Source organism: Allobosea lupini, assembly GCF_900109525.1.
Lineage (GTDB): Bacteria > Pseudomonadota > Alphaproteobacteria > Rhizobiales > Beijerinckiaceae > Allobosea > Allobosea lupini.
On the sequence record NZ_FOAN01000005.1, the window covers coordinates 232270 to 247803 of the forward strand.

15 protein-coding genes are annotated in these 15534 nt (G+C 66.4%); 7 read left to right on the plus strand and 8 right to left on the minus strand.

What is annotated here, in order from left to right:
• Window positions 1-129 precede the first annotated feature (129 nt).
• The 6 genes from sucD to BMZ21_RS16510 form a co-directional block, all read right to left on the minus strand.
• Entirely contained in the window at window positions 130-1014 is an 885-nt protein-coding gene (sucD, locus tag BMZ21_RS16485; protein ID WP_091836516.1) for a succinate--CoA ligase subunit alpha, read from the minus strand.
• A gap of 9 nt (window positions 1015-1023) precedes the next feature.
• On the minus strand, window positions 1024-2220 hold the full coding sequence (sucC, locus tag BMZ21_RS16490; RefSeq protein WP_091836519.1) for an ADP-forming succinate--CoA ligase subunit beta: 1197 nt from the start codon (window positions 2218-2220) through the stop codon (window positions 1024-1026).
• 85 nt (window positions 2221-2305) lie between these two features.
• Window positions 2306-3268, minus strand: a complete 963-nt coding sequence (gene mdh, locus BMZ21_RS16495; protein ID WP_091836521.1) for a malate dehydrogenase — start codon at window positions 3266-3268, stop codon at window positions 2306-2308.
• A 246-nt stretch (window positions 3269-3514) separates the two neighbouring features.
• Complete coding sequence (locus BMZ21_RS16500; RefSeq protein WP_244543875.1) at window positions 3515-4117, minus strand: TetR/AcrR family transcriptional regulator; 603 nt, start codon at window positions 4115-4117, stop codon at window positions 3515-3517.
• Between the two features lie 2 nt (window positions 4118-4119).
• Complete coding sequence (gene zapE / locus BMZ21_RS16505) at window positions 4120-5298, minus strand: cell division protein ZapE (protein WP_091836524.1); 1179 nt, start codon at window positions 5296-5298, stop codon at window positions 4120-4122.
• 88 nt (window positions 5299-5386) lie between these two features.
• A complete protein-coding gene (locus tag BMZ21_RS16510; protein WP_167561658.1) occupies window positions 5387-6259 on the minus strand; it encodes a LysR family transcriptional regulator in 873 nt (290 codons plus the stop codon).
• Between the two features lie 89 nt (window positions 6260-6348).
• Here BMZ21_RS16510 and BMZ21_RS16515 point away from each other — a divergent pair, with 89 nt between their 5' ends.
• Complete coding sequence (locus BMZ21_RS16515; RefSeq protein WP_091836527.1) at window positions 6349-6945, plus strand: LysE family translocator; 597 nt, start codon at window positions 6349-6351, stop codon at window positions 6943-6945.
• Between the two features lie 162 nt (window positions 6946-7107).
• Entirely contained in the window at window positions 7108-7725 is a 618-nt protein-coding gene (locus BMZ21_RS16520; RefSeq protein ID WP_167561659.1) for a GNAT family N-acetyltransferase, read from the plus strand.
• A gap of 31 nt (window positions 7726-7756) precedes the next feature.
• Here the strand turns inward: BMZ21_RS16520 and BMZ21_RS30840 are convergent, their stop codons facing one another.
• A complete protein-coding gene (locus tag BMZ21_RS30840; protein WP_244543876.1) occupies window positions 7757-8491 on the minus strand; it encodes an AprI/Inh family metalloprotease inhibitor in 735 nt (244 codons plus the stop codon).
• 341 nt (window positions 8492-8832) lie between these two features.
• Here BMZ21_RS30840 and BMZ21_RS16530 point away from each other — a divergent pair, with 341 nt between their 5' ends.
• The gene (locus BMZ21_RS16530) at window positions 8833-9261 is read left to right on the plus strand and encodes a RidA family protein (protein WP_091836532.1); all 429 of its coding nucleotides are present in this window, start codon (window positions 8833-8835) and stop codon (window positions 9259-9261) included.
• Between the two features lie 158 nt (window positions 9262-9419).
• Here the strand turns inward: BMZ21_RS16530 and BMZ21_RS16535 are convergent, their stop codons facing one another.
• On the minus strand, window positions 9420-10997 hold the full coding sequence (locus tag BMZ21_RS16535; protein WP_091836535.1) for an OpgD/OpgG family glucan biosynthesis protein: 1578 nt from the start codon (window positions 10995-10997) through the stop codon (window positions 9420-9422).
• 666 nt (window positions 10998-11663) lie between these two features.
• On the opposite strand from BMZ21_RS16535, the gene BMZ21_RS16540 reads away from it, so the two are divergent.
• The 4 genes from BMZ21_RS16540 to BMZ21_RS16555 all read left to right on the plus strand — a co-directional run bounded on the left by BMZ21_RS16540 (window position 11664) and on the right by BMZ21_RS16555 (window position 15523).
• Window positions 11664-12809, plus strand: coding sequence for a type III PLP-dependent enzyme (locus BMZ21_RS16540; protein WP_091836537.1), 1146 nt, complete (start codon window positions 11664-11666; stop codon window positions 12807-12809).
• A gap of 228 nt (window positions 12810-13037) precedes the next feature.
• Window positions 13038-13574 (plus strand): GNAT family N-acetyltransferase, encoded by a 537-nt coding sequence (locus BMZ21_RS16545; protein ID WP_091836539.1) that lies wholly within the window; start codon window positions 13038-13040, stop codon window positions 13572-13574.
• A 159-nt stretch (window positions 13575-13733) separates the two neighbouring features.
• Window positions 13734-14675, plus strand: a complete 942-nt coding sequence (locus tag BMZ21_RS16550; protein ID WP_091836541.1) for a carbohydrate ABC transporter permease — start codon at window positions 13734-13736, stop codon at window positions 14673-14675.
• On the plus strand, window positions 14672-15523 hold the full coding sequence (locus BMZ21_RS16555) for a carbohydrate ABC transporter permease (RefSeq protein ID WP_091836543.1): 852 nt from the start codon (window positions 14672-14674) through the stop codon (window positions 15521-15523). Before BMZ21_RS16550 ends, BMZ21_RS16555 begins: the two co-directional genes overlap by 4 nt.
• Window positions 15524-15534: the final 11 nt, after the last annotated feature.

Below are 15534 nucleotides of genomic sequence, written 5' to 3' on the forward strand. Positions count from 1 at the left end.
CCTCTCCGTCATCCCGGGGCCGGCGCCGCCAACCCGGGATCCATAACCGCGACAGCACCCTTACTGTCGCGACCTGTGTTCATGGGTTCCGGGGCCGCGCCTGCGGCGCGCCCCGGAATGACCCGTTCCTCAGCCCTTCAATACTTCGACCAAGGTCTTTCCAAGGCGCGCCGGCGACGGCGAGACCCGGATACCGGCCGCTTCCATCGCCGCGATCTTGTCCTCCGCGCCGCCCTTGCCGCCGGAGATGATCGCGCCGGCATGGCCCATGCGGCGGCCGGGAGGAGCCGTGCGGCCGGCGATGAAGCCGACCATCGGCTTCTTGCGCCCGCGCTTGGCCTCGTCCTTGATGAACTGCGCCGCCTCTTCCTCGGCCGAGCCGCCAATCTCGCCGATCATCACGATCGACGTCGTCTTCTCGTCGGCGAGGAACATCTCGAGCATGTCGATGAACTCGGTGCCCTTGACCGGGTCGCCGCCGATGCCGACCGCCGTGGTCTGACCGAGGCCTTCGTTGGTGGTCTGGAACACCGCCTCATAGGTCAGCGTGCCGGAGCGCGAGACGATGCCGACCGAGCCGGGCTTGAAGATGTTGGCCGGCATGATGCCGATCTTGCTCTCGCCGGCGGTGACGACGCCCGGGCAGTTCGGCCCGATCAGGCGGGTCTTGGAGCCCGAGAGCGAGCGCTTCACGCGCACCATGTCGAGCACCGGGATGCCCTCGGTGATGCAGATCACCAGCGGGATCTCGGCGTCGATCGCCTCGCAGATCGCGTCGGCGGCGCCCGGCGGCGGCACGTAGACCACTGAAGCCGTCGCGCCGGTCTTGTCGCGCGCCTCGGCGACGGTATCGAAGACGGGCAGGCCGAGATGGAGCGAGCCGCCCTTACCCGGGGAGGTGCCGCCGACCATCTGCGTGCCATAGGCGATCGCCTGCTCGGAATGGAAGGTGCCGTTCTTGCCGGTGAAGCCCTGGCAGATGACCTTGGTGTTCTTGTCGATCAGGATGGACATCGGTTTACCTCAAGCCTTCTTGATCGCAGCGACGATCTTCTGCGCGGCGTCGTCGAGGTCATCGGCCGGGATGACGTTGAGGCCGGAATCGCGGATGATCGCCTTGCCTTCCTCGACATTGGTGCCTTCAAGACGGACGACCAGCGGGACTTCGAGCCCGACCGTCTTCACCGCCGCGATCACGCCGCGGGCGATGACGTCGCACTTCATGATGCCGCCGAAGATGTTGACCAGGATGCCCTTCACCTTCGGGTCGGCGGTGATGATCTTGAAGGCCGCCGTGACCTTTTCCTCCGAGGCGCCGCCGCCGACATCGAGGAAGTTCGCCGGGCTTTCGCCGTAGAGCTGGATGATGTCGAGCGTCGCCATGGCGAGGCCCGCGCCGTTGACCATGCAGCCGATGGTGCCGTCGAGCGCGATATAAGCGAGGTCGTACTTGGACGCTTCGATCTCCTTGGCGTCCTCTTCGGTCTCGTCACGCAGTTCCATCAGCTCGGGATGGCGGTAGAGCGAGTTGGAGTCGAACGAGACCTTGGCGTCCAGGCACTTGACCTGGCCCTGCGTCGTTACGATCAGCGGGTTGATCTCGAGCATCGCCATGTCCTTGCCGACGAAGGCGGCATAGATCTGTCCGAGCACGCTCGCCGCCTGCTTGGCCTGGTCGCCGCTGAGGCCCAGAGCCTTGGCGACGGTGCGGCCGTGATGCGGCATGATCCCGGTCGCCGGATCGACCGAGAAGGTCAGGATCTTCTCAGGCGTGTCATGGGCCACCTTCTCGATGTCCATGCCGCCCTCGGTCGAGACCACGAAGGCAACGCGAGAGGTCTCGCGATCGACCAGCGCCGAGAGGTAGAATTCCTTCGAGATGTCCGAGCCGTCCTCGATATAGAGGCGGTTGACCTGCTTGCCGGCCGGGCCGGTCTGCGCCGTCACCAGCGTGTTGCCGAGCATTTCCTTGGCGTGGCTCTCGACCTCTTCGATCGACTTGGCGAGCCGCACGCCGCCCTTGGCATCGGCCGGCAGCTCCTTGAACTTGCCCTTGCCGCGCCCGCCGGCATGGATCTGGCTCTTCACCACATAGAGCGGTCCGGGCAGCTTCTTCGCCGCCTCGACGGCCTCCGCCACCGATAGCGCCGGGAAGCCGGCGGAGACGGGCGCGCCGTACTCCTTGAGAACCGCCTTGCCCTGATATTCGTGGATGTTCATGCCTGATGTCCTGTGCCGGTAAAGGGAGAGGCGACGGCGTGATGGCGCAAGACGTTGCCGCCGGCCATCACGCCATCCGTCTGTCTCACGCCAATGACGCGTCGATGCTCTTGCAGGCGTCGATCAGACCCTGGACCGAGGCGACCGACTTGGCCAGCATCTCCTTCTCGGCGCCGTTGAGGCGGATCTTGACGACCCGCTCGACACCCTTGGCGCCGATCACCACCGGCACGCCGACAAACATATCTTTGACGCCGTACTGGCCCTTGAGCGCGGCGGCCGCCGGCAGAACGCGCTTCTGGTCCTTGAGATAGCTCTCGGCCATGGCGATCGCCGAGGCGGCCGGGGCGTAGAAGGCCGAGCCGGTCTTGAGCAGGTTGACGATCTCGCCGCCGCCCTTGCGGGTGCGCTCGACGATGGCGTCGAGACGCTCCTGCGTCGTCCACTTCATCTTGACGAGGTCGGGCAGCGGGATGCCGGCGACGCCGGAGTAACGGACCAGCGGCACCATGTCGTCGCCATGGCCGCCGAGCACGAAGGCCGAGACGTCCTTGACCGAGACCTTGAACTCGTCGGCGAGGAAGTGGCGGAAGCGGGCGGAGTCGAGCACGCCGGCCATGCCGCAGATCATGTTGGGCTTCAGGCCCGAGAACTTCTGCAGCGCCCAGACCATCGCGTCGAGCGGGTTGGTGATGCAGATCACGAAGGCCTTGGGAGCATACTGCTTGATGCCCTCGCCGACCGACTTCATCACCTTGAGGTTGATGCCGATCAGGTCGTCGCGGCTCATGCCGGGCTTGCGCGGCACGCCGGCGGTGACGATGATCACGTCGGCGCCCTTGATATCTTCATAGGACTGCGTGCCCTTGTAGCCGGCGTCGAAGCCGTCGACCGGGGCAGACTCGGCGATATCGAGGCCTTTGCCCTGGGGAATGCCCTCGGCGATATCGAACAGGACGACGTCGCCCAGCTCCTTGAGGCCCGCGAGGTGCGCGAGCGTGCCGCCGATCTGTCCGGCGCCGATGAGGGCGATCTTCTTGCGGGCCATTGCCGAATCCTTGTTGTTGGATGCGAGAGCAGTTGAAGCCGAAAAGCCGACGGTTCTTTGACGCAAGCCGCTTCCGGGCTCAACCCCGCGCACTAACGCACATTGGAATAGCCCGAATTGGTCGTTGAGACATAGCTGGCGGCGAATATCGTGGAATAACAAACCGTTAGGCGCTAACCAACCGCGACGACCCGTCAGGCTGCCTCGCAATGGGGCAGTTACAATTTACAAAAACTGTCATTTTTTTCAGATGACACCGGTCGCAAGCGTGCGCAGCGCCACCCGGATCAGCGTGGCGAGCCTGGCATCGACCGAGGCCTGCGGCACATCCGCCTCCAGTTCCAGCGAGGCAGGATGGATGAAGCGGTGGGTGGCATCGATCACGAAGGCGATAGCGCGGTCGCGGTCGCGCGGCTCGAAGGCGCCCGTGGCGATGCCGTCGTCGATGACGCGCTCGAACAGGGCGCGCACGCGCGTTCTGTTGCGCCGGCTGATCGCATGGCGCTTTGCCACGGCCTGCGACAGCGCCGCGAACAGATGCGGCTCCTCGTGCAGCAGGGTGCGGTTCGCCTTGGCGAGCGCCAGGATCAGGCGCTCGAGCTTGTCCTCGGCAGGGTCAGGCCCGTCGGCGATGTCGGCGAGCGAACGCTCGGCCGCCTTCAGCCAGACATCGACGACAGCATCGATCAGCGCCGTGCGCGAGGGGAAGTAGCGATAGACATTGGCATGGGTCATGCCCGCCTCTTCCGCCACCGCGACCACGGTGAAGCGACGCAGGCCGTGCCGGCGCAGATGCTCGCCGGCGACCGAGAGAATGCGCATCTCGCTCGGTTCGCGCGGCGCAGCCACGCTCAGGTCTCCACCAGCCCGGTCGCGTCGCCGCTAGCCGCCGAGTCGGCCCGGCCGTGCGGCAAGGCGAGGTATTCCTCCGAACGCATCTCGATCAGGCGCGACACCGTCCGGTCGAACTCGAAGGCCTCGCGGCCGTTCTGCGCGACATAGAGCCCGGTCGGCTCTGCCGCCGCCGAGGCGACGAGCTTCACATGGCTCTCATAGAGCGTGTCGATCAGGATGATGAAGCGCTTGGCCTCGTTGCGCCGCTCGATGTCCATGATCGGGATGTCGTCGAGGATCAGCGTGTGGAAGTGCTGCGCGAGCGCGAGATAGTCGGAGGCGCCATAGGCCTGGGCGCAGAGATCCTTGAAGCTCGCCCGCGCCACGCCGCCCGCCGCCTGCGGCAGCTTGAGCTCATGCCCCTTGATCGCGATCGTCGTTGGCGCCCCCTGCGCCAAGCCGGTGAGCTGGCTGAAGGCCTTGTCGAGCGCGGCCTTCGCCTTGTCGTCGGCGGGCACGTGATAGGTCGGCGCGCCGCCGAGCTTTTCCAGCCGGAAATCGGTGCGCGCCTCCAGCTTGATCACGTCGACCTTGCTGGCGAGCAGTTCGATGAAGGGCAGGAAGAGCGCGCGGTTGAGGCCGCCCTCATAGAGACGCGAGGGCTCGACATTGGAGGTCGCGACCACGGTGACGCCGTCGGCGAACAACTTGGTGAACAGCCGCCCGAGGATCATCGCATCGGCGATGTCGGTGACGGTGAATTCGTCGAAGCAGAGCAGGCTCGCTTCTTCCGCCAATTCCGCCGCGACCGGGCCGATCGGGTCCGGCTCCTTGACCGTACCGGCCTTGAGCGCCTGGCGATAGGCGTGGATGCGCTCATGCACATCGGCCATGAAGGCGTGGAAATGCACGCGCCGGCGCGCCGCGACCGGGACCGTCTCGTAGAACAGGTCCATCAGCATGGTCTTGCCGCGGCCGACCGAGCCCCAGATGTAGAGGCCCTTGACTGCGTCCGCAGCCGGCTGCTTGCGCCCGAACAGCCAGCCGAGGGCGCTGCTCTTCTTCGCCAGCTTCCGGCTGGCGAGGGTTTCGGACAGCGCCTGCAGCCGCCTGACGACGGCGATCTGTGCCGGATCGCGCTCGATCGCGCCCGAGGCGACCAGGGTGTCATAGCGTTCGGGGAGCGTGGCGGACATGGCCTGGAGGCGGGACAGCAGGGAGAGACGTCGCCTTCCGGGTTACGGCAGGGCGGCCCGCCCCGCAACCCTCGGCGAGGCCGGCGCGCTATGCGGCCTGGCGCGGGCGCACCCAGCCGGCGCGCAGATGGCGGGCGAGCTCGCGCGCCGACTCCGAGGGCTGCGAGCGCGACAGATGCAGCGTGATCGCGAAGGGCGGCAGCTCGGGCAACCCTTCTGCCGACCCGAGAATGTCGAGATCGGAAGGCACGGTGCAGGCGAGCCAGGCGGTTACGGCAAGGTCGGTCCGAACCGTCGCCGTGGTCGCATCGATGTTGCCGTTCTCGAACACGCTGCGCCACGCCCGGCCCTGCCCGTCGAGTGCTTCGGTCACGGCCGGCCGGAAGGCGCAGCTATCGGCCACCAGCGACAAGGGCAGTGGCTGTTTCAGATGAGCGGTGCCGGCCCTGGCGCCGACCCAGACCAGCCGTTCGATGCCGAGGCATTCGCCGCCGGCGGCCGAAAGCGGCTCCTCGACCAAAGCAAGATCGACCTCGCCCTTGCCGAGCGCCTCCAGCAATTGCGGCGAGGACGCGCAGACCAGCGAGATCTCGACCAGCGGCCTCGCCTCGGCAAATTTCTTCAGGATCGGCGCGAGCGCGGTGCCGACGAGGTCATAGGGCACGCCAAGCCGCACCGTACCGGCGCAGCTTGTCGTCATCTCAGCCCAGATCTCGTCATTGAGACCGATCAGCCGGCGCGCCTTGGCGAGCAGGCGATCGCCCGAGGCCGTCAGCTTCAATCCGCGCCGCTCGCGCAGGAACAGGGCCTGCCCGAGCCGCCGCTCAAGCCGCATGATCTGCTGGCTGACGGCGCTCTGCGTCAGATGCAGCACATTGCCAGCCACGGTCATGCTGCCATGGTCGGCCACGGCGACGAAAGCCCGGATCAGCTCGAGGTCGAGATTGCGCATGGTCGGCATTATGAGTCGTAATGCCGAATCCCTTCAACATTCGTTTTCATGATCCCGCCAGGACACCTATGTCCTCGGCTCCATTTTGGAGCCGCCTCATGTCGCCGGAATCGATCATGCCGCTGATCGCCTTCGCCGCTATCTCGACGGTGACACCAGGCGCCACCACGACCCTCGCCACCGCCTCCGGCGCCCATTTCGGCTTCCGTCGCTCCCTGCCCTTCATGATCGGCGTCGCTATCGGATTGGCCGGAATGGCAGTCGCGGCTGCGGCCGGGCTCGCCGGTCTGCTCCTGGCTATGCCCTCGCTCGAATTCGCGATGAAGCTCGCGGGCTCGGCCTATCTGCTCTGGCTCGCAATCAGGATCGGCCGCAGCGGCCGGCCGCATCTCGACAGGAGCATCGCCAAGCCAACGAGCTTTGCCGGCGCGCTCTGGATCCAGCTCCAGAATCCCAAGGGCTGGGCGATGACGCTCGGCGCCGCCGCCTCCTTCGGAGAGCTCGCCCGCGGTGCGGGAGAACTCGCCGCCCTGCTCGGCACAGTCTTCGGAGTGCTCGCGCTGCTGTCGCTGATGCTCTGGTGCGTCGCCGGACTGCTTCTGGCGCGGCTACTCACGCAGGCCTGGCAATGGCGCGCCCTCAACATCGCGCTTGCGCTGGCATTGGCCGCCTCGATCGCAACCATGTGGCGATAGCGCACAATCTTGACCATTCCGGCCAATCTTACAGGCATCTAGCCGTAAATTGCCGCAATTGCTCCTCTTGCATTTCCAGATCACAAGCTCATCTTGGCATCCGAGTTAGGGAAGACACGCCTCCTTTGGGCAGCGCCATCCGCGCTTTCACAGGAGTTGCAATTGAACCGTTCGATCAAGTCTGGCGCCAAGGCCAGACACGGCGAGGTCAGGCGTCTCTGGCCTGCCGAGCGCGACCTCTTCACCGCCCATCTGCTTCGTCTCGACACCGCCACGCGGCGCGAGCGGTTCGGGACGGCGGTCAACGATGATTTTCTCCGCGCTTACGCCGAAACCACCTTCGGCGTCGGTGGGCTCGTCTACGCCTATGTCGAGGCCGGCGAGATTCGCGGCGCCGCCGAATTGCGCGGGCTGGAGGAGATTATCGTCCAGACGGGCGAAGCCGCCTTCAGCGTCGAACGCGACTGGCGCCGGCGCGGCATCGGCGGGGAGCTGTTCAGCCGTCTGATCACGGCCGCACGGAACCGCAATATCCGCACGCTCTACATGACCTGCCTGCCGGAGAACGCGGCGATGCGGAATCTCGCGCGCAAGTTCGAGGCCGAGATGGTCGGCGGCTACGCCGATGTCGAGGGCCGGATCGCCACCGGCGCGCCGACGCCGTTCACCCTGCTGGACGAAGCTCTCGACAACGCCCGCAGCTTCGCGACCTTGTCGCTCTCGCTGCAGCGCAAGTTCTGGCCGCAGGGCCTGTTCAGCCGGAGCGCCTCGCGGCACTGACACCGCCTCGCAGGAACGACGGGCGCCGTGCTTATCGATTCATCGAGAGCCCGGCGCCCGATTTGGTGATCGCGCCGTTCATGGCACCGCCACTGCCGACGCGCAGGCGCGCCACCACCGCTCCCCCCCGTTGATAGAGATAGACCTCGCCGTCGCGGTAGTCCCAGGCGTTGACCTGCTGCAGGTCGCGATTGCTGCAGCCCGTGGCGTTGGCGCGGTAGAGGTCGAGCGAAGGCGAGCTCGAGAGCTGCACCCGGCAGGAGCCGCCGGTCGCCTCTTGTGCCGTCCAGTTGCCGATGACGCCGTCGCGGCTCGAAACCGCGCCGCCGCGCGTCGAGCCGCCGCCCGGCGTTGCGCCTGGATTGGCGTTGGCGACCTGGTTGCTCGGCGGCGCAGGCTCGACCGGGCGCTGCTGCTGCACCGGCGGCTGTTGCCCCGGCTGCGCCGTCTGCGGATCGAAGAACGGATCGTTCTGGGGCGGCATGCCGCCCGCGCCCGGCGCGGAACCGCCAGGGGGATAACCACCCGCCTGCGGCGACGGCCCACTCGGATAGCCGCCCGGTGGCGGCAAGGGCTCGGAGGTGATCGGAGCCGACTGGATCGGCGGCGCCGACTGGACCGGCTCGCTATAGACCGGTGCGCGCGCGACGGCCTGGCCGGAACCCGAACCATAGCCACCGAAACGCTGCGATCCCGCGCAGGCGGTCAGCAGCACGAGAGGCAGCAGGCTCGCGGCCCGCAGCAGCACAGAAGTCCTGAAGCTCATTCCCACCATCTCGACCAGTCGCCCGTCCGCGGCATTGTGCCCATGCCGCCTGAATGCGGCATGAAATATTTGGCTAGTGTCGTGTTTTCGAAGTTCGCTCCACATCTGATATCGACCAAGAGCGAACTTCGAAATCACGACACTAGAAACCCAAGTGTTGCCGGTGTCCCTGATGATTCTGAAATTCGCTCCGCGCTTGATATCGAGTGGCGGCGAATTTCAGGATCGGGACACTGGAGCGCGGTTCAAGGCTGCAAAGCGCGCATCGGTCAAGTCTCAACATGGTTTTGCAGCACGCTTATGGCATGGCAGAACGGTGCTCCCGCCATCCGGACCATCAGATGAAGCCGCTTAGCCCCTCTTCGATCCGCGCGCCCTTCGCCCGCTACAGCCACGGCGTCGAACTGTCTCCCGGCCACCGGCTCGCCCTCTGCTCCGGCCAGCTCGGCATCGCCGCTGACGGCACGATCCCCGAAGGAGCCAGGGAGCAGGCGGATCTCTGCTTTGCCAACATCGCCGCGATCCTGGGCGAGGCCGGGATGACGCTGAAGGACATCGTCCGCATCAACGCCTACGTCACCGAGCGGGCCCATATGAGAGGCTATATGGAGTCGCGCGACGCCCATGTCGGCACCCCGCCGCCGGCCTCGACCCTGATGATCGTCTCCGGCTTCACCCTGCCGGAATTCAAGGTCGAGATCGAGGTCGTCGCGGCCGCGCCCGAAAGGCGGCGCAAGCCGGCGCGCACGGTCACAGCGCCGAAATTCTGATCCGACGCCCTGCAAGGTCATCCCGGACAAGCCGCGAAGCGGCGCCGATCCGGGATCCGTTCCTGAGCCTTGCCGAAAGACGTTCCGGAATGGGTCCCGGGTTTCCCTCCGGTCGCCCGGGACGACCCGAGTGATCGGGCGCAGGCCCCGCGCGACGATCAGCTCGCGTCGGGCGCGCGCCAGGGGAAGCTCCAGGTCTCGGTCAGCGTCTTGCTGCCGCTCTTCAGGAAGGCGCGCATCTCGGCGAGCTGGCCCGGCTCCACCACGATGTCGATGAAGGCGCGGAAGCCCTCCGTCTTCGGGTTCGGCACCAGGAAGGCCCGGTTGATCCGGCCATAGGCGATCGAGGGCACGATCTCGACCTTCTCCGGCTGCTTCAGATAATAGCCGAGATCGCCGCCGGCGAAATCGACGATGAAGCGGCGGGTGTTCTCGGTCACGGCCTCGCCCGAGCCGAGCGCCTTCGGCTTGGCCTGGTAGGTGTTGATCGCCCGCCCGCCCGGATGCAGATCGCTGGAATCCAGCATCGCCGTCAGCTTGTAGCCGAAGCGGAACTCCCGGCCTGGCTCCAGTGCCTGCTTCGGTGCCCAAAGCGCGACGATGTTGTCGTTGGTTTCATCCGTGGTCGGCAGTTCGATCAGCTCGACCACGCCCTCGCCCCAGTCGCCTTGCGGCTCGATCCAGTAGGACGGCCTGAGCTCATAATTGAGGTCGAGGTCTTGATAATGCTCGAACACCCGGTCGCGCTGCATCAGGCCGAAGCCGCGGACATTGCGCTCGACGAAGGAGGAGGTGGCCGGAACGCGGGCGTTGCGCAGGGGGCGCCAAATCCACTCGCCAGTGCTGGAATGGATCAGCAGTCCATCCGAATCGTGCAGCTCGCTGCGGAAATCGTCGTGGAAGCGCCGGTCGTTCTCGCCGGTGAAGAACATCGAGGTCAGCGGCGCCAGGCCGAGCTTCTCGATCGGCTTGCGCGGGAACAGCGCCGCGCCGACATCGACCACGCTGTCGCCGTCCGGATAGATATGGAAGCGATAGGCTCCGGCGACGGACGGCGAATCGAGCAGCGCATAGACCGTGATGCGCTCGGCATCGGCTGCCGGCGTCTCCACCCAGAACTCGCGGAAGATCGGAAACTCCTCGCCGCCCGGCACGCCTGCGCCGATCGAAAGGCCACGCGCCGAGAGGCCATAGCGCTGCCCGCGCCCGAGCACGCGAAAATAGCTCGCGCCGATGAAGGAGATCAGCTCGTCGAAGACGCGCGGATCATTGAGCGGGTAATGCAGCCGGAAGCCGGCGAAGCCGAGATTGACCGGCAGCGGCTTGTCGAACTTGGTTCGCCCGTAATCAAAGAGATTGGTGGCATAGGGCACCGGCGTCGGTACGCCGTCGCGGATCACGTTCACCGTTACCGGCCGGGTGAACAGGAAGCCGGGATGGAACATCTGCATGCGGAAGCCGGAATTCGATTGGGCGAGCAGCGCCCGCTCCGGCCGGAAGCGGATCTCGCGCCAGGCGTCGAAATCGAGCCGCGTTAGCGCCTCCGGCAAGGCCGGCCCTGCTTCATAGGGTACGGCCGCGATCTCGCGGGCCCGGCGCACCACCTCGTCGAAGCCGAATCGCGGCTGCGGCGGCGCCTGTTCCGGCTGCTGCGCCAGCAAAGCCTGCGGCGCAGCGGTGGCGCACAATGCGGCGCTCAGCCCGGCCAGAATCCGGCGGCGATCGGTAACCGTCATGATCGAAGCTTGCCCCTTGGATATAAACGCGCGAAGGCGCGCTGCGCCAACGACTTAGGCGATGAAATGGGGCTGGTCTAGGGCACAGCCATCGCCTGCGCAGGCCAGTGTTGAAAGGAAACGCGAGCGCCGCCCTTCTCCCCCCGCCCCGTCCTGTAAAAAATCCGGTCTCGGCCGTCAGAAAAAACTTGAAGCGCGGAGTCCGCGCCCGTATATGCAGCTCACCCAATTCGCACGTGCCTGTGGCCGCGTGCTGGTCGGTGGGCATCCGGACAAGAGGCCGGACAGCCGCCAGGGATGGGAAACGGATGGAGGGGGATGGATATCCCCTCAAATCACGCTCCCGGCTTTCGCAAGAAGGCCGCTCCCGAACAGCGACCAGCAGCCGGAGGCGAAACCGGCGAACCCCGAATCTCCACGGGGGACGTAGCTTAAAGCAACGACGGAGCGGGCTTTTTTGGTCTCGTTGGTCCTCCAAAGGCCAACACCGAAGAGGCTTGTCCTTCATTGCCGGGCGTGCGGGGTTAATCTCCCAATCGACGGTGTTTCGGGTCCGGACGTCTCGTCCGCAGTCCTAAGGCGTCTCCACAGCGCCTCGGGTCGCGGTCGTTTCAACCGGCTACACGTCGTATCGGCGCCGCTTGCGCCGAAGAGGAGCAGCGTCTCATGACCGAGCGCATCCGTGAGTTTCTGCGTGACCGCCGCGAGGACGGCCCCTGCGTCGTGATCGACCTCGAGGTCGTGCGCGAGAATTATGTCGCCTTCTCCCGGGCGCTGCCGGACACCCGCGTCTTCTACGCGGTCAAGGCGAACCCGGCTCCGGAAGTGCTGCGCCTGCTGGCCAAGCTCGGCTCCTGCTTCGATTGCGCCTCGGTCGTCGAGATCGAGCTGGCGCTGTCGGCCGGCGCCACGGCCGACCGCATCTCCTTCGGCAACACCATCAAGAAGGAGCGCGACGTCGCCCGCGCCATGGAGCTCGGCGTGCGCCTGTTCGCCGTCGATTGCGAGGCCGAGGTCGAGAAGGTCGCCCGCGCCGCCCAGGCCACCAAGTCCGAAGGCGCGCGCATCTTCTGCCGCATCCTCTGCGACGGCGCCGGTGCCGACTGGCCGCTCTCGCGCAAGTTCGGCTGCGTGCCCGAAATGGCCGCAGACGTGCTCGAGCACGGCCATCGCCTCGGCCTGCAGGCCTATGGCATCTCGTTCCACGTCGGCTCGCAGCAGGCCAATGTGAACGCCTGGGATTCGGCCCTGGCCTCGGCCTCGGCCGTGTTCAAGGAGTGCGCCACGCGTGGCCTGTCGCTGTCCATGGTCAATCTCGGCGGCGGTTTCCCGGCGCGCTACCTGAAGCCGATCCCGGGCGTCCCGGCCTATGGCGATGCGATCTTCCAGGCGCTGTCGAAGCATTTCGGCAACCGCCTGCCGGAGACCATCATCGAGCCGGGCCGCGGCATGGTCGGCGAAGCCGGTCTGATCGAGGCCGAGGTCGTTCTGATCTCGAAGAAGAGCGAGGACGACCAGGTCCGCTGGGTCTATCTCGACATCGGCAAGTTCAACGGTCTTGCCGAGACGATGGACGAGGCGATCCGCTACCCGATCCGAACGATCCGGGACGGCGACGCCACGGTTCCCTGCGTGCTCGCCGGCCCGACCTGCGATTCGGTCGACGTCATGTACGAGAAGACCCCGTACATGCTGCCGTTCAGCCTGGAGATCGGCGACAAGGTCCTGATCGAGGGTACCGGGGCCTATACGACGACCTATGCGGCCGTCGCCTTCAACGGCTTCCCGCCGCTGAAGCAGTACGTCATCTGACGAAACGGGAGGGCTTGCTGCCCTCTCTCACTCATCGGGTCCGGCGAAGCGCCCTGCCACGATCGGCAGGCTGCCCGGGAAACCGGGCGGAGCGCTCGTGCCTCCAAGAATGGAGCGCGGGCGTGGCTCCCGCCGGACCCTCTTCCACACAATCCCTTGTTTGTGGCCGCGTCCGCGCGGCGCCGGGAAGGTCCGCGAGACGGCGGGCGCTCCGGCAGGAGGTGCGTCATGATCACGATCCGCGACGAGATCGAGACCGATATTCCAGCCCGCGAGGTCCTGCTCGACCGCTGCCTCGGCGAGCGCCGCACGACGAAGTCGAGCGAGCGCCTGCGCGAAGGCCGCATGCCGGCGGAAGGCCTGGCCCTGACGGCCGAGCGCGATGGCGCGATCGTCGCGACCGTGCGGCTCTGGCATGTCGAGGCCAACGGCAAGCCGGCGCTGCTGCTCGGCCCGCTCGCGGTCTCGCCGGACCTGCAGGGCGAGGGTCTCGGCAAGGCGATGATGCGCGAGGCGATCTGGCGCGCCGCCTGCCGCGGCCATGGCGCGATCCTGCTCGTCGGCGATGCGCCCTATTACGAGCGCTTCGGCTTCACGCCTGAGCCGATGGCCGAACTTGCCATGCCAGGCCCGTTCGAGCGCGAGCGCTTCCTCGGCCTCGAGCTGCGCGATGGCGCGCTCCAGGGCGCGAGCGGCGTTCTCAAGGCCACGGGGGCGCTCGTGCCGGCCGCCGGAACGGACGGACTCCGACGTCGCGCAGCCTGAGCGTCCGGACACCGCACCATCCTTGACGGGCAGGCCTTAGGGTCTGCCCGTTCTGCGTTTGGGCGATTGTTATTTCACCGGCTTTGTCGCCGAAACGTCATCTTGCCTTCACCGGACTGTCGTCCGGCATCGCCATCACCCGCCGCGAAGGCGGGAACAATGGCAGACACGGTTCTGACGAACAGATTGGCAAAGCCGCGGGTGCTGCAGCTCGCTTCCTGGCGACCTCGCCGGTCGACGCTGCTCGCCTTCGGCTTGCTGGCCCCCTCGCTGATCCTGCTGACGCTGTTTACCTACTGGCCGGTCGCTCAGGTCTTCTGGCAATCATTGCACAACCAGCAGAAGGTCGGCGGCCCGCAGGGCTTTGTCGGGCTCGCGAACTTCGCGGCCCTCTTCGCCGACGCCGCCTTCCGCAAGGCTCTCGCCAACAACCTGCTCTACGCCGTCGGCACCGTGATCCCGAGCCTCGTGCTGGCGCTCGGCTTCGCCATGGCGCTGGTCCGGTCGAGCCGCGTCAACGCGCTGTTCCGCTCGCTCTTCTTCCTGCCGGTGCTGATCCCGCTCGTCGCGGCCGCCTCGGTCTTCCTGTTCATCTTCCTGCCCAATGCCGGACTGCTCGACTACCACCTCGCCAAGCTCGCGATCTCCGGGCCGAACTGGCTGGGTGATCCCGACATCGCCCTGTATTCGATCATGGGCCTGACGATCTGGAAGAACGCCGGCTACTACATGCTGTTCTTCCTCGCCGGCCTGCAGGCGGTGCCGGCCGACGCCTATGAGGCGGCGATCCTCGATGGCGCCAATCCCTGGCAGCGCCTGCGCTACGTCACCCTGCCTTATATCAAGCCGACGATCGGCTTCGTGCTGGTGATCGGGCTGATCAACGTCGTCACCCAGGTCGACCACGTCTTCGTGCTGACCAAGGGCGGCCCGTCCGACTCCACCAACCTGCTGCTGTTCTACGTCTACCAGCAGGCGGTCGAGAGCTATGATGCCGGTCGCGCTGCCGCCGGCACGCTCGTTATGCTGGCGCTGCTCCTCGTCATCTCCGCCTCGTCACTGCGCACGATCGAGCGCTCCTTCGGGGAGCGCGACCGATGATCGAAGCCTCGACCGGCGTCGCCAACCGCGAGATCACGCCCAAGCTCGGCTATGCCGCGACCATGCTGCTGGCGGCGCTCTGGATGGTGCCGTTTCTCTGGATGCTGGTCGCCGCCTTCAACCCGCACACCTATGGCGGCACGGGCATGGCCTCGCTGGTGCCGTCCTATCTGCCGACGCTCGGCAACTTCGCCGAAGCCTGGGCCTCGGCCGATTTCCCGCGCTACGGCCTCAACACCGCGATCATCAGCTTCGGCATCCTGGCCGTGCAGATCGTCACCATCACGCTGGCGGGCTATGCCTTCGCCCGCATCGACTTCCCCGGCCGGACGCTCTGCTTCTATCTTTTCCTGCTGCAGCTGATGCTGGCGCCGGTCGTGCTGATCGTACCGAACCTCGCGACGATCGCCCGGCTCGGCCTCTATGACAGCCTGCTCGGCGTGATGGCGCCCTATTTCGCCTCCGCCTTCGGCACCTTCCTGATGCGCCAGGCCTTTCTGGCGATCCCGCGCGAGCTCGAGGACGCGGCGCTGATCGACGGCGCCAGCGTCTGGCAGCGCATCGGCTTCATCTACCTGCCGCTGGCGAAGCCCTCGCTGATCGCCTTCTCGATCGTCTCCGTCACCAGCCACTGGAACGAGTTCCTCTGGCCGCTGATGGTGATCAATTCGCCGGATTTGCGCCCCCTCACCGTCGGCCTCGCCTCGTTCACGCGCGGCGCCGAGGGTGCGCAGGCCTGGGGCGTCATCGCCGCCGGCACTCTGATGGTCAGCGCTCCGCTGCTGATCGCCTTCGCGCTGTTCCAGCGCGCCTTCGTCAATTCCTTCGTCTCGTCAGGCATCAAGTAAGGGGTCCAGAC

Excerpts from the sequence above, each read along its gene's own strand:
- BMZ21_RS16540 (WP_091836537.1), top strand. The coding sequence starts at position 11,664 with ATGACCGAGCGCATCCGTGAGTTTCTGCGTGACCGCCGCGAGGACGGC.
- BMZ21_RS16530 (WP_091836532.1), top strand. The coding sequence starts at position 8,833 with ATGAAGCCGCTTAGCCCCTCTTCGATCCGCGCGCCCTTCGCCCGCTAC.
- zapE (WP_091836524.1), bottom strand. The coding sequence starts at position 5,298 with ATGTCCGCCACGCTCCCCGAACGCTATGACACCCTGGTCGCCTCGGGC.
- BMZ21_RS16550 (WP_091836541.1), top strand. The coding sequence starts at position 13,734 with ATGGCAGACACGGTTCTGACGAACAGATTGGCAAAGCCGCGGGTGCTG.
- sucD (WP_091836516.1), bottom strand. The coding sequence starts at position 1,014 with ATGTCCATCCTGATCGACAAGAACACCAAGGTCATCTGCCAGGGCTTC.
- BMZ21_RS16555 (WP_091836543.1), top strand. The coding sequence starts at position 14,672 with ATGATCGAAGCCTCGACCGGCGTCGCCAACCGCGAGATCACGCCCAAG.
- BMZ21_RS16545 (WP_091836539.1), top strand. The coding sequence starts at position 13,038 with ATGATCACGATCCGCGACGAGATCGAGACCGATATTCCAGCCCGCGAG.
- BMZ21_RS16510 (WP_167561658.1), bottom strand. The coding sequence starts at position 6,259 with ATGCCGACCATGCGCAATCTCGACCTCGAGCTGATCCGGGCTTTCGTC.
- sucC (WP_091836519.1), bottom strand. The coding sequence starts at position 2,220 with ATGAACATCCACGAATATCAGGGCAAGGCGGTTCTCAAGGAGTACGGC.
- BMZ21_RS16515 (WP_091836527.1), top strand. The coding sequence starts at position 6,349 with ATGTCGCCGGAATCGATCATGCCGCTGATCGCCTTCGCCGCTATCTCG.
- BMZ21_RS16535 (WP_091836535.1), bottom strand. The coding sequence starts at position 10,997 with ATGACGGTTACCGATCGCCGCCGGATTCTGGCCGGGCTGAGCGCCGCA.
- BMZ21_RS30840 (WP_244543876.1), bottom strand. The coding sequence starts at position 8,491 with ATGAGCTTCAGGACTTCTGTGCTGCTGCGGGCCGCGAGCCTGCTGCCT.
- mdh (WP_091836521.1), bottom strand. The coding sequence starts at position 3,268 with ATGGCCCGCAAGAAGATCGCCCTCATCGGCGCCGGACAGATCGGCGGC.